The 12,597-nt window shown below is 66.0% G+C and carries 9 protein-coding genes, 1 tRNA gene and 2 pseudogenes; 6 read left to right on the plus strand and 6 right to left on the minus strand.

All coding sequences use genetic code 11. From position 1 onward, the window contains the following. Nucleotide 1 precedes the first annotated feature (1 nt). On the minus strand, nucleotides 2–1,600 hold the full coding sequence (locus NWF34_RS01965; RefSeq protein WP_258324096.1) for a DUF853 domain-containing protein: 1,599 nt from the start codon (nucleotides 1,598–1,600) through the stop codon (nucleotides 2–4). A gap of 70 nt (nucleotides 1,601–1,670) precedes the next feature. Here NWF34_RS01965 and orn point away from each other — a divergent pair, with 70 nt between their 5' ends. The 4 genes and pseudogenes from orn (at nucleotide 1,671) to NWF34_RS01985 (ending at nucleotide 4,503) form a co-directional block, all read left to right on the plus strand. Beyond that, the gene (orn, locus tag NWF34_RS01970; RefSeq protein WP_159404773.1) at nucleotides 1,671–2,270 is read left to right on the plus strand and encodes an oligoribonuclease; all 600 of its coding nucleotides are present in this window, start codon (nucleotides 1,671–1,673) and stop codon (nucleotides 2,268–2,270) included. A 101-nt stretch (nucleotides 2,271–2,371) separates the two neighbouring features. Continuing rightward, a tRNA-His gene (locus NWF34_RS01975) sits at nucleotides 2,372–2,444 on the plus strand. Between the two features lie 396 nt (nucleotides 2,445–2,840). Then, nucleotides 2,841–3,185, plus strand: coding sequence for a YciI family protein (locus NWF34_RS01980; protein ID WP_258324097.1), 345 nt, complete (start codon nucleotides 2,841–2,843; stop codon nucleotides 3,183–3,185). 2 nt (nucleotides 3,186–3,187) lie between these two features. Next, nucleotides 3,188–4,503, plus strand: a pseudogene (locus tag NWF34_RS01985) (RNA polymerase sigma factor). Between the two features lie 57 nt (nucleotides 4,504–4,560). On the opposite strand, the gene NWF34_RS01990 reads toward NWF34_RS01985, so the two are convergent. Together NWF34_RS01990 and NWF34_RS01995 are read right to left on the minus strand one after the other, a co-directional pair. Next, nucleotides 4,561–6,192: a hypothetical protein gene (locus tag NWF34_RS01990; protein ID WP_258324098.1), complete on the minus strand. Its 1,632-nt coding sequence runs from the start codon at nucleotides 6,190–6,192 to the stop codon at nucleotides 4,561–4,563. A 45-nt stretch (nucleotides 6,193–6,237) separates the two neighbouring features. Further along, entirely contained in the window at nucleotides 6,238–6,711 is a 474-nt protein-coding gene (locus NWF34_RS01995; RefSeq protein ID WP_258324099.1) for a signal peptidase I, read from the minus strand. A 119-nt stretch (nucleotides 6,712–6,830) separates the two neighbouring features. Here NWF34_RS01995 and NWF34_RS02000 point away from each other — a divergent pair, with 119 nt between their 5' ends. Next, on the plus strand, nucleotides 6,831–7,010 hold the full coding sequence (locus NWF34_RS02000) for a hypothetical protein (RefSeq protein ID WP_258324100.1): 180 nt from the start codon (nucleotides 6,831–6,833) through the stop codon (nucleotides 7,008–7,010). Nucleotides 7,011–7,126: 116 nt separating this feature from the next. Here NWF34_RS02000 and NWF34_RS02005 read toward each other — a convergent pair whose 3' ends face one another. The 3 genes from NWF34_RS02005 to NWF34_RS02015 all read right to left on the minus strand — a co-directional run bounded on the left by NWF34_RS02005 (nucleotide 7,127) and on the right by NWF34_RS02015 (nucleotide 12,114). Then, on the minus strand, nucleotides 7,127–7,747 hold the full coding sequence (locus NWF34_RS02005; protein ID WP_258324101.1) for a SipW-dependent-type signal peptide-containing protein: 621 nt from the start codon (nucleotides 7,745–7,747) through the stop codon (nucleotides 7,127–7,129). Between the two features lie 378 nt (nucleotides 7,748–8,125). Then, nucleotides 8,126–9,541 (minus strand): cutinase family protein, encoded by a 1,416-nt coding sequence (locus NWF34_RS02010; protein ID WP_258324102.1) that lies wholly within the window; start codon nucleotides 9,539–9,541, stop codon nucleotides 8,126–8,128. 533 nt (nucleotides 9,542–10,074) lie between these two features. Further along, nucleotides 10,075–12,114: a heavy metal translocating P-type ATPase gene (locus NWF34_RS02015; protein ID WP_375295610.1), complete on the minus strand. Its 2,040-nt coding sequence runs from the start codon at nucleotides 12,112–12,114 to the stop codon at nucleotides 10,075–10,077. 215 nt (nucleotides 12,115–12,329) lie between these two features. On the opposite strand from NWF34_RS02015, the pseudogene NWF34_RS02020 reads away from it, so the two are divergent. Next, nucleotides 12,330–12,597, plus strand: a pseudogene (locus tag NWF34_RS02020) (HNH endonuclease); the annotation flags it as partial.

A 12,597-nucleotide genomic window follows, 5' to 3' on the forward strand; every position in this document is an offset into this window, starting at 1 on the left:
CTCACCGCCGGCGGCGTCGACCCGTACCGAAGATCGCGCGACTGAACTCGCGTCCCGCGGCACTGGCCGCCGAACGCAGGAAGCTCTGGACCGGCTTGCTGGTCAGCACCTCGGTGATGATGTCCGGCTCCTCGGGTGCCGGCTTCGGTGCCTGCGTCGGTGCCGGAGCCTGCTTCGGTGCAGGGGCGGGTGACGGTACCGGCACGGGGGCCGGTGCGTCGGCGGACTCCCCGGGTGACAGGGTGTTCGCGGCGAGCACCTCGTAGGCCGACTCGCGATCTATCGACTGCCCGTACTTGGCGTACAACGGACTCGTCGTGGCCGCAGCCGTGATCGCCTCCGCCCCGATGGCATCCATCGACGAACGCGGCGGGCGCACCACCGTCCACGCGACCGGTGTCGGCGCACCCTTCTCCGACAGCACCGTCACCACGGCCTCGCCCGTACCCAGCGACGTGAGGACCTGCTCGAGCTGGTAGATCTCCGAGACCGGATAGGTCTTGACCGTCTTCTTCAGCGCCTTCTGATCGTCAGGGGTGAAGGCGCGCAACGCATGCTGGATGCGGGCGCCGAGCTGCGAGAGCACCTCGTTGGGGATGTCGGTGGGCAGCTGAGAGCAGAAGAACACGCCCACGCCCTTCGAGCGGATCAGCTTCACCGTCTGCACGACCTGATCGACGAACGCCTTCGACGCGTCGTCGAACAGCAGATGCGACTCGTCGAAGATGAAGACCAGCTTCGGCTTGTCGAGGTCGCCGACCTCCGGCAGGAACTCGAAGAGGTCGGCCAGAATCCACATGAGAAACGTCGAGAACAGGGCCGGACGGGTGGCCTGCGCACCGAGTTCGAACAGCGTGATGATGCCGCGGCCGTCGGCCGCGAGCCGGATCAGATCGGCGGGTTCCACCTCGGGCTCACCGAAGAAGGTGTCACCCCCGCCGGCCTCGAGATTGGTGAGCGCACGCAGGATCACGCCCGCGGTCTGGCGGGAGACCCCGCCGATGTTCTTCAACTCCGCCTTGCCCTCGTCGCCGGTGAGGAAGGCGATGACCGACCGCAGATCCTTCAGGTCGAGCAGCGGCAGGCCCTTCTTGTCCGCCCAATGGAAGATGAGCCCGAGAGTGGACTCCTGGGTGTCGTTGAGTCCCAACACCTTCGAGAGCAGGATCGGACCGAACGACGTGATCGTCGCCCGGATGGGCACACCGATGCCGGTGGACCCGAGCGAGACGAACTCCACCGGATAGGAGGCCGGCCGCCAGGCATCGCCGGTCTGCTGTGCGCGTTCGACGATCTTGTCGCTGCCGACGCCCTCGCGACTCAGTCCTGACAGGTCGCCCTTGATGTCGGCCATCACCACGGGCACCCCGTTGGTGGAGAGCTGTTCGGCCAGCAACTGCAGCGTTTTCGTCTTGCCGGTACCCGTGGCCCCGGCGACCAGGCCGTGCCGGTTCATCATCGCGAGCGGGATGCGCACCGAGGCGGTGGCGTCGACCTGTCCGTCCACCGACACCGTCCCCAGTTCGAGCGAGGTCGAGGTGAAGGCGTAGCCGGCGGCGATCGTCTGAGCAGGGCTGAGGGCTTCGGTCACGAGGGACACGATAGCCCGGGTCGGTTCGCTGTTCCGCGTCTCACGCGGGCTTGTCGTGACGGTTGGCTAAGGTTGTCGGGTGCAGGACAAACTGGTGTGGATAGATTGCGAGATGACCGGCCTCCGACTCGAATCGGACAAGCTGATCGAGATCGCGGCCCTGGTCACCGACGGTGACCTCAACATCCTGGGTGACGGCGTCGACGTCGTCATCCACGCCGACGACGAGGCTCTCGCGTCGATGCCCGACGTCGTGACCAAGATGCATGCGGACTCCGGCCTCACCGACGAGGTACGCAAGTCCACCGTCACGCTCGCCGAGGCCGAGAAGATGGTCCTCGACTACATCCGCAAACACGTGACGACGCCCGGAGCCGTCCCGCTGGCCGGCAACTCGATCGCCACCGACCGCGGTTTCATCGCCCGCGACATGCCCGAACTCGACGCCTACCTGCACTATCGGATGGTCGACGTCAGTTCCATCAAGGAACTGTGCCGCCGCTGGTACCCGCGCGTGTACTTCGGCCAGCCCGAGAAGGGCCTCGCCCACCGCGCACTCGCCGACATCCGCGAGTCGATCCGCGAGCTCCGTTACTACCGCGCGGCGGCGTTCGTGCCGACGCCCGGCCCCGACGTCGACGCGTTGGCGAACATCGTCAAGGATCTCGGACCTGCCTGAAAGCCCAGGTCAGAAAACCGATTGGAGTTCTGAGGCATCGACCCGCTAGAGTGTTCTTGGCTCTGAGGCCCGGGCGAGAGCCCAGGTTTCCGGCGCCGATGGTGGATGTAGTTCAGTTGGTAGAGCACCAGGTTGTGATCCTGGCTGTCGCGGGTTCGAGTCCCGTCATCCACCCCGACGAGTGGGAGGTCCGTTTTCGGACCTCCCACTTCTCGTTTCCCGGACTCGTGCGTCGGAACCCGCGACACCGGCGCGTCGACCGCTCCATCCACCGCCGCTGCCTCGGGCTGCAATCCGCCCCTGTAAACCACCCTCCACAGACCAGCCGATGACATCGCGTCGTCTATACCGCTGGTCAGGACACATACGGAGGCCAGTTTTCAGAGGCGGATTTCAGGGTGAGCGGCCAGGTCGTCGCCGTCGACGACGACTCCTCGGTCGTGGTGGGCCGGGCGCGGCCGTCGCGAGCGGCCGGTCGACTGTTATCCGGCAGCTGTCGATATCGCGTCTGCCCGTACGTCACCATGGTGTCGGGCCACTCCGGTCCGGCGGCAGATGACTGGAGGAACGATGAAGTACGCACTGCTGCTCATGGGCCATGTCGACGACCCGGCGTGCGGCGAGGACGGCGGCGCCACGCCCGAGGAGTTCTTCGCCTTCGACGAGGAGATCACCAAGGCCGGCGTCGTGGTCAGCTCGTTCGCCCTCGAGGACGAACGCGCAGTCGTGCACACGGACGGGAGCGGCGAACGTGTCGTGGCATCGTCCGGCCCGTTCGCCGAGGTGCGCGAGTTCGTCGGCGGCGTGTACGTCATCGACGTCGCCGACATCGATGAGGCGATCGACTGGGCCCGTCGAAGCCCTGGTTCGGCGCCGGGAGGGCACGTGGAGATCCGGCCGCTCGCACCGTACTGAGCATGACCGGACCATCGGACCGCTCGACGGGCGCGGAGTTCGTGACCCGTCGAGCGGTGGCCGCTGTCGACCGCGACGTCCGCACGCGCGTCATCGCCACTCTCACCAAGAGATTCGGCGACCTCGATCGTGCCGAGGACGCCTTGCAGGATGCTCTGGCACAGGCGTTGGTGACCTGGCCGCGGACCGGCGTCCCCGAGTCGCCGGAGCGTGGCTGACGACGACTGCCAAACGTCGGGTGCTCGATGCCTTGCGGCGGGAGAACGTGCTCGCCGGGAAACTCGCGCAGCTGCAGACCGATTCGGATCGCGCACCCATTCCGGCCGACTTCGGCGACCCGGCCGACACCGTGCCGATGCCACTGCCCGACGAACGCCTCGGCATGTTCTTCGCCTGCACCCACCCGGTGCTGCGGGTCGACGATCGGATCGCTCTCATGCTGCGATTCGTCGCCGGTCTCACCACACCCGAGGTCGCGCACGCACTCCTGATCCCGGTTTCCACCGCACAGCAACGACTGGTGCGCGCGAAGAAGCGGATCAGAACACTCGGTGTCCCCTTCCATCCGCCGCGTCCCGAAGACTTACCTGAACGACTCGGTGGCGTCTTACGAGTTGTGTACCTGACGTATTCGGAAGGCTACGCACGGTCCACGGGCAGCGAGCACATCCGCGACGACATCACCGCCGAGGCCATCTCGCTCGCGCGGACTCTGCATGGCCTACTCCCCCGCGCCGAGACGACCGGGCTGCTCGCGCTGCTGTTGCTCACCGAGTCGCGGCGGCCGGCACGGGTGGAGCCTTCGGGTCGTCCGATTCCGTTGTCCGACCAGGACCGGACCCGATGGGATGCACGGCTCATCGTGGAAGGGACGATGCTCGCAGAATCGGTTGCCGCACAACGGGACGCGGGTGCGTACACGGTCCAGGCGGCAATCGCTGCGGTCCACGCCGAGGCGGCCACCGCAGACGCCACCGACTGGGCGCAGATCGCGGTTCTGTATCGCATGCTGGAAACCCACGACCCGGGACCGGTTGTGCGGGTGGGACGAGCCGTCGCCGTCGGCCGGGCGTTCGGTCCGACGCGCGGACTGGCGATGCTCGACCGCCTGGCGTCGAACCCCGCTCTCGACCGGTATCGCCCGTTCCACGTCGCACGCGCGCTCACGCTCGAAGAGCTGGACGACCATGACGGTGCGGCCGACGCCTACCGACACGCACTCGAGCTGCCCGGCAACGAGGCCGAAGACGACTATCTGGCAAGCGCTCTCGCCGGGTTGGTGCAGACAGACCATCCTGGAGACAACTCACTGCGATAGCGAATCCTGTTGTGTATTGGCCCGGTTCGCGAGTCAAAGCGAACGGGATCGAGTCGGCTACTCGGCGTCCGACGAGTCCGCTGAGTCCTCGAAACCCGACCCTGAGCTGGTCTTCTCCGGGGTGGGTACCGGGTCGGAGTCCTCGGGCTCGGACGCGTCGGCCTCCGGGGCGTCGGCGGTCGGCTCACTCGTTTCCGGTGCGCCCGTCTCCGGTGCCTCGGCAACGGGTGCGGGCTGCGAGGTCGTCGACGTCACCGGGACCGTGGGCTCCGGCAGGACGAACGTGAATCCCGATGTGCCCGAGACCTTCCAGATGGCGCTACCCGCAGCGCTCGGCACCGTGAACGCCACCCATCCGGTGTAGGTCTCGCCGGGCTCGAGTTGCGCCGGTAGCGGCGGCCCCTCGGCAGCGGCTTGTCCGGCCGCCTGTTGCACTCCCCCGACCAGCGGGGCGAAGTCGTCCCAGGCGATCGACGACAACCGTCCGTCGCCCTCGGCGTCGGATGTCGTGACCGTCATCTTGACCGCGATCGTCGCCCGGGCCCCGTCCGACGGTGCGGTGGACTCTATCTTCTGGAAGGTCGCCGTACCGAGATCGGTGCCGTCGGTGGCGATCACCGGGAAACGACTCCCTACGTCGACGTCGGTCGGTGTCGTCGGCCCCTCCTTCAGAACCGGGGCGCCTGCACTCTCGCTGGCGGAGGTCGTCGACGAAGACCCCTTGGACTCCGAGTCGGCTGCCGAGGAACTCTCCGACCCCGAGGACGCAGATTCACTGTCGGGACTCGGTTCCGAAGTCTCCGCACTGGAACTCACCGCCGACTCCGAGGGCGCTGTGCTCGACGAACTCGGCGCGAGGCGGGCCATCCGTGCCGCCGCACTCTGGACGCCGGCGCTCGGAAGCGGTTCACCGATGCCGCACTCGGCGCGGACGAACTGCACAGTGACCGTCCACACGGTGGTCAGTGTGATCGCGGTCTTGATGTCCACGTCGAGGATCAGGGTGGACAGTGCATGTTTCGCGGTAGTGGTCACCACGCTCTTGAGGGTTCCCTGCACCCGAAACCCAACGGCGAGCGAATCGATGGTGGTGGTCTGGTTCGCGGCCGGAACAGCGTAGAAGTTGGTGAGCCCGACCCGGAAGTTGCCTCCGGCCGGGACCACTGCATTGGTGGAGACGGTCCCGCCCCAGTTGCTGGACGAGCAGCTCACCGAGGCCGAATACTGGCTGTTGTCGGTGTTCAGCACAGAGGCGAAGCCGGTCGGGAAGAGCTCGATGTTCTTGGCGTTCGACGCAGCGGTGGCCGTCACGACACTGCCGTTCATCGTGTACGTCGCCGACGACCGGCCGTCCGCCGCCACCGTTCCCAACAGCAGGATTCCGGTACTCGAGGCATGGGTCCAACCGGTCGCGCTGGGAATCAGGGTGGAGCCGGGATTCACGTGGGTGTGGGTCGCGTTCGTCGCCGTGAACTCGCCACTGGTGATCGCACGGTTGGTGTATGCGTGTGCGGTCGTCGACCGTGCATACCCCTCGAGATTGGCAGCCCGCGTGAAACTCGAGTTGCCCCAGACCTTGTCGTTCCACGCGGCCAGCACGCCGGTGGCCTGCGCGATGACGCCGAGGATCGCGACGACGCCGACGATGGCGACAAGGATCTTGCTGCGCTTGGTGAGATGCATGCTCATACGCCGTTGTGTTTCCGTGGTTGTGGTGTGCCGGTGAGGTGCCGGTCAGTGTCTGCGTCGAGCGGTCTCGGCTCTCGGCCAGAACGCCCACAGCACGAGGAGCGCGGCGCCCAGGGTGATGCCGCCCAGAACGTAGGGATTCGACAACCAGACGACCTGCTTCGCGAGACCCGGTATGTGCCAGACGACTTTGCGCACCGTGCTCTCGCGGTACGGCTCCGGATCAGGATTGGGATTGGCGTCGCCCTGCATCGAGATGAGCGCCTCGCCGCCGCCCAGTTGCTCTACCGCGATGACGCGGTGGGTGATCGGCTTCAGGCCGGGTTCACGATCGACGGTGATGATGTCGCCGACCTTCACCTCCGTGGCCGGAATCTCGTGGACGACAGCGACCGACCCCTGCGGGATCGTCGGATCCATCGAGCCGGTCTTGAACAGGATGATCGTGTAATTGCCGACGAAGGCGAGGATGGTCAGCGCGATGCACAGCACGCCGAAGACGGCGAGGATGTTCAGCACCCAGGAGCTTGGCGATCGCCGAGTGCGCGCCGGACCGGGGAACGGTTGCGGCGACCGGTGTTTCGGCAGGCTCCCCCGGGACCGCTGTCGGCGGGGGTGTGACGAGGAGAAGCGGCTGGGTGACCGCGTCCGACGCGGGGATGAACATCCGAGGAGTCGATGGCCAGGCCGAGTTCGAGTCGGGTGTCCCGATCCGCCTCGGTGCGGTCACGGTCCACGAATCCCGAATCCCCGACGTGTACGTCTCGGACTCGTCGGTGCCGGGCTTCGCGGTGGTCGTCATCGGGCCGCCTCTCTGAGGTCTCGGGGCCAGGATTCGTTGGCGGGCAACACAACTACGGGACGGACGAAAGCCTCGATCCGACGACGAGTCGGGGTGGGAAGGAACGCCACGCCACCGGATCGAGGCAGCTCATCATGCTTCCGCGCTCTGTGCCTTCATCTCCCAGATCGCCTGAGTGGTCGTGTTGGTGATCGCGTTCGGGTTGGCATTCGCCGGCAGGGTCACCTGGAACTCGAGCTCAGCGGTGTCACCTGCGACGATGACGAAGGGTGTCGCAGTTCCCGAGGCGCTGAGCGCCTGATTCGAGACCACGGGCACACCGTCGGCGGTGATGGTCACCCGGAGGGCAGCGGCGAGGGAGTTGGCAGCGGGATCGACCACAGTCGGCTGGATCGTTATCGTGGCATCCAGATTGCCCTTGGTCTCCTTCAGCCAGAACTTGCCCTTCGCGGTCTGTCCGGGCATCAGGTTCGACGCGTCGACCGCGGGGTCGACAGTGAACGCGACGGTGCCACCGGGGCTGGTCTCGTACTCCAGGAAGTCCGTCCCGTTGACGCTGCCCTGCACGTTCCAGGCGGTGTCGCCGATACCGAAGGTCCCGTTGCTGAACACGGTGTCGTTCCACGCGGCGAGGGTGACCACGGCGCCGACGCCGAGGACCGCGCCCGAGGCGAGGATGGCCTTGCGCTTGCGACTCTTTCGGTTGCGCTCGTCGGTCAGAGGGGCACTGGTGGGGGTCTGGTTGTCAGTCATCTTCCGTCCATCGTTCTGCGGGGGGGCAGCCTATTGCTACCGAGGAGTAATTTAGATCTTCTGGCGATTGTTATTGCCGGTTTCTCGACAATAGCCACGTGAAGTCGATCACCGCATCTAGGTCATTCGTTCCACTATTGCGAATACATCTGTCGCCCTTTTTGTAGATCGTTTGAACTAATCACCCAATGGACATTCGACCCAGTTCGTTAGTGGCCCGAAATTTGCGACAACAATCATTGCAATAATGACAACGACCGATGGAAAACGACAATGGCCGTTGTCATCCAGGTGGACGATCAGTGTGAACTCGCGACAAAGGCCCTCGAAGAATCGGGCCGTAGGGCCCGTGCAGACGCCACCGACTCGTGCTGACCCCTACCGGGAACCGGCTTCCGACCTCGAACCGGCCTTGTCGATGGCCTCGGCGAGCCATACCCCGAGCCAACCGATCGCGCTGCGACCGACCTCGTCCACGACGAACTTCGCGTAGTTCGTGTGCACGTTGCCCGAGTAGAAGTCCTTCGCCGTGACGACGTCACGGATCAACGACGCCGGGTCGGTGATGGCCTGCTTCGTGACGATCTCGGCCAGCTCCTTGCCGAGTTCCCTGAAGTGGGGCGAGATCAGCTCAGACAACACCCCGGTGCCCGATTCCTCTTCGCCCACCCCGTTGCCGGATACCTCGACCGACGAGTCCGAGACCAGCGACACCAACTCCTTCCCCAGGCCCAGGACCTCCTCGACCGAGACCTCGGATGCGGGCAGCGACGCGGCACCGACCCGTGCCCCCACCGCCCCTGCCGCAGTCCAGGTGAGCTCCTGAACGTCGCCGACGAGGTCCGCGGCACGCACGATGTCGACGCGATCGAGCACCCGGCAGATCGAGGCGCCGACCTTCGCGAGACCGGTCCGGTCCGGGATGAGGTCGAGGACTCGTGCCGTTCGCGCGTAGTCCACCATGTCCGCGAGCTTGACGAACGGACGCATCCGAGTGTTCAGACGGCCCGCCACCCGGTGGGCCTGACGGAGGTCTCCCATCCCGATGAGCTGCGGCAATCGGCCGATCTCGGCCCCGAGCGCGGCGTAGTCGATCTTCGTGACCGTGCCGATGACGTCGATGGCGGTCTCGACCGCGTCCGCGACCTCCTCCGCCCCCTCACTGAGAACCGTGCCGATCTTCCCCAGGACGGGATGACGTCGCTTGTCTATCGAGCAGTACAGGTCGGCCGGAGCACAGATACTCGTCACCCTGCCGGACAGGTCCCCCATCCCTCTCGGGCGCGGGTCGGCGATCCCCGTGCCGCGAGCCGTCGGGCCGACCGTCTTCTGACCGGCGGTTCCGTTACCCGGGTCGGCCAGGAGACCGACTGCAAGAACCCGGTCGGCAGGGATCGGTCCTTCGCCATTGCCGATGGCCTCGGCCAGGTCGCCGGCGGCGTCGGCACCCTGGCTGTAGCCGCTGATCGTGAACTTCAGATCCGGGTCGGCCTCCGCACGGTCGGCGAGCACCCGCGATGCATTCGCGATCGCCGTGGCCTTGCTGTCACCGTATGTCCGCCCGTTGTCGAAGGCGCGCGCCATGTACGGCAGGAAGTAGATGGTGGCCGAGTCGCCGTGGCGGCGCGAGATCGAGTCGGCGACCGCTGCCAGCGCGCCGGTGGCGCGGGTCGGATCAGCAGCAGCATCCGTTTCCCATGTCCCGGGAATGAACAGATTGAAAGTGGGAACGGTCGGCGACGCGAGCGCAGCGCCGACGCCGCCGAATCCGGTCACCACGACGCTCGCGGTCATGGTCACCCCGATCAAGGCCGACGACAATTGTTTGATGGTGCCGCCTCGACGACGCCGCGACACATTTGCTGATGTGCCACATGCGTGAGGTGTGGCGTGGGTAGGGAAGCTGCAATTCATGAGTAGATGTCACAAATCTTCGCATCGATGAGTAGGAACGGGGCGGGTGCCCGAAGACGAGACATTTTCAACCTCCTATTTCTCGTCGTGTCACCGGCCAGCAAATATCAATTTGCGCGTCTTGCGGCACGATTCCAGGAATCGACAATTGCGGTTTCGGCATCCGAAACGCCCGCTGTCATATATGAAATCGAAACCCACTGCCACACAACGGGTCTCATCACCGACTAAACGGGTGCACACCTTGGACAAATGACCCCATGTGAGTGACATCACTTGAGTAATCTCGTCATTTCGGATGGCGAACCTGCGGTCGGAGCCATCCCGGCCGACGACGAAGGGCCCGGATCCCGCCGGTGGACAGCGGGTCCGGGCCCTCAGAGGAAGCGCTCGGTCAGTTCATCAGTCGCAGTTCACCGGGACGGTTGCCCACCTGGGGACAGATCGAGTCGGCGGAGCAATTGAGCGTTGAGCGCGACGACGACCGTCGACACCGACATCAGGATCGCGCCGACGCCCATGGGCAGCACGAATCCGACCGGCGCGAGGACGCCCGCGGCGAGCGGAACCGAGATCAGGTTGTACCCGGCTGCCCACCACAGGTTCTGCACCATCTTCCGGTAGCTCGCCCGCGACAGTTCGATCACCGACAGCACCGACCGAGGGTCCGAGGACGCCAGGATCACACCCGCGGAGGCGATGGCGACGTCGGTACCCGCGCCGATGGCAATACCCACGTCAGCCTGCGCAAGTGCCGGAGCGTCGTTCACCCCGTCCCCGACCATCGCGACCCGCTTGCCCTCGCGCTGCAATTCGGCCACCTTCTCGGCCTTGTCCTCGGGCCGGACACCCGCGTAGACGCGCTCGATCCCCAGATGGCGAGCCACGTCGTCGGCCACGGCACGGGCGTCCCCGGTGACCATCACCGCCTCGATCCCACGCCGACGCAGGCCGTCGACGGCGTCCCGCGATTCCGGACGCACCTCGTCGGTCAGCGCGAGGGCGCCGACAACCTCACCGTCGGCGACGACGTGCAGGATGATCGCCCCGTCGTTCCGCCAGGTCCCGGCGACCGGGAGTTCCACAGCCGCGTAACTGTCGAGCAATCTCGGCCCGCCGACCGCCACGACGACTCCGTCCACTCGTGCCGAGACACCCACGGCCGGTGACGAAGCGAAATCCTGTGCCGGCGAGACGATCAATCCCCGATCTCGTGCGGCCTTGACGATCGCGACAGCGAGCGGATGCTCACTGTCGGCCTCCGCCGACGCGGCCAGCGCCAGGACTTCGTCGGCCGTGCGGCCGTCGGCGGGTTCGACGTCGCGGACCGTCGGGGTTCCGCGGGTCAAGGTCCCGGTCTTGTCGAACAGAACGGCGTCGACCGACCGCATGCTCTCGAGGGCGAGCCGGTCGGAGATCAGCACTCCCCCACGCGCGGCACGCTCTGTCGCGATCGACACCACCAAGGGGATGGCAAGACCCAGCGCGTGTGGACAGGCGATGACGAGCACCGTGATCACACGTACGACCGCCGAGTCCGGCATTCCGACCGCGGTCCAGACCACGGCGGTGGCAGCCGCCGCCGCGACGGCGAACCAGAAAAGCCACCCGGCGGCGCGATCGGCAAGTCGTTGGGCACGCGACGATGAGGCCTGGGCCAGAGCGACGAGCCGTTCGATCCCGGCCAGCGCCGTGTCGTCACCAATTGCGGTGACCTGCACCCGAACCGCCGAATCGGTGGCTACCGTCCCGGCGACCACGTGCTCCCCGACCGATCGTCGCACCGGGCGCGACTCACCGGTGATCATCGACTCGTCGATGTCGGCGGCACCGTCGAGGATCTCACCGTCGGCCGGGATGGAAGCGCCCGGCCGGACCAGCACCACATCGCCCACCACCAGCTCGTCGACGGCGACGGCGACCGTTCCGGCGCCGTCGACCTTCTCTGCCTTGTCGGGCAGCAACGCGGCCAGCGAGTCGAGAGCCGATGTCGTCTGTGCCAGCGCACGCATCTCGACCCAATGCCCCAGCAGCATGATCACGACGAGGAGCGCCAACTCCCACCAGAAGTTCAGCTCGGCGGACAGCAGGTCCAGACTCGCACCCCACGACGCCACGAACGCGACGGTGATGGCCAGCCCGATCAGCAGCATCATCCCCGGGGCGCGGGAACGTATCTCTCCTACCGCGCCCATGAGGAACGGGCGACCGCCCCAGAGATAGATGACCGTGCCCAGCACCGGTGAGATCCACATGACCCACCCGTGATGCGGTAACGAGTAGCCGATCAGATGGGCGAACATCTCGTTGAACGCCACCGTCGGTACCGCGAGGACCAGCATGATCCAGAACAGTCGGCGGAACTGCCCGACATGGTCGGCGTGACCGCCGTGTTCGCCACCAGCATGCTGGTGACCTTCGTGCATCTTCGCTTCACGCCCGGAATGGGTCATCGTTGCACTCATGCCGTCGACTATATACCCCCTACCGGTATACCGTAAGGGTCATTTTTCTCGAGCCACTGGTCGGACACCTCCGACCCGGATGGGGATGCCCATATCACGCACCACCGACAATGCGGGATGGCTGGAATGGCGGCGATAGTCGTTGCACGGCAGCGTGATTGCGCGTACAGTCGAACACACATTCGCATCAACGAGTTCCGGGGGTGACCGTCTTGACCGATATCTCCGAGTCCGGTGTCGCCGACGGCCCGCCCTCGCGCGCAAAGGAACTGGTGAGTGAACTCCATCGGATCACCGCCGAACTACAGACCGTCGACCTGACGCAGTGCTCGGATGCCGAACTGGTCGATGTCGCCGCCGACACCGAACGCGCCATCGCCCGACTCACTTTCGCCGGCGACCGGCAGATCGTCGAGATCGCCGACCGCGACCTGCCCCACAAAACCGGGCACCGCAGCATCACCCAGTTCA

The organism is Gordonia sp. GONU, assembly GCF_024733855.1.
Taxonomy (GTDB): Bacteria; Actinomycetota; Actinomycetes; order Mycobacteriales; family Mycobacteriaceae; genus Gordonia; species Gordonia amicalis.

What these genes read in the sequence shown, in the direction of transcription:
- NWF34_RS02015 (WP_375295610.1), bottom strand. Translation starts at nt 12,114, where the DNA reads ATGACCCATTCCGGGCGTGAAGCGAAGATGCACGAAGGTCACCAGCAT.
- NWF34_RS01990 (WP_258324098.1), bottom strand. Translation starts at nt 6,192, where the DNA reads ATGAGCATGCATCTCACCAAGCGCAGCAAGATCCTTGTCGCCATCGTC.
- NWF34_RS01980 (WP_258324097.1), top strand. Translation starts at nt 2,841, where the DNA reads ATGAAGTACGCACTGCTGCTCATGGGCCATGTCGACGACCCGGCGTGC.
- NWF34_RS02005 (WP_258324101.1), bottom strand. Translation starts at nt 7,747, where the DNA reads ATGACTGACAACCAGACCCCCACCAGTGCCCCTCTGACCGACGAGCGC.
- NWF34_RS02010 (WP_258324102.1), bottom strand. Translation starts at nt 9,541, where the DNA reads ATGACCGCGAGCGTCGTGGTGACCGGATTCGGCGGCGTCGGCGCTGCG.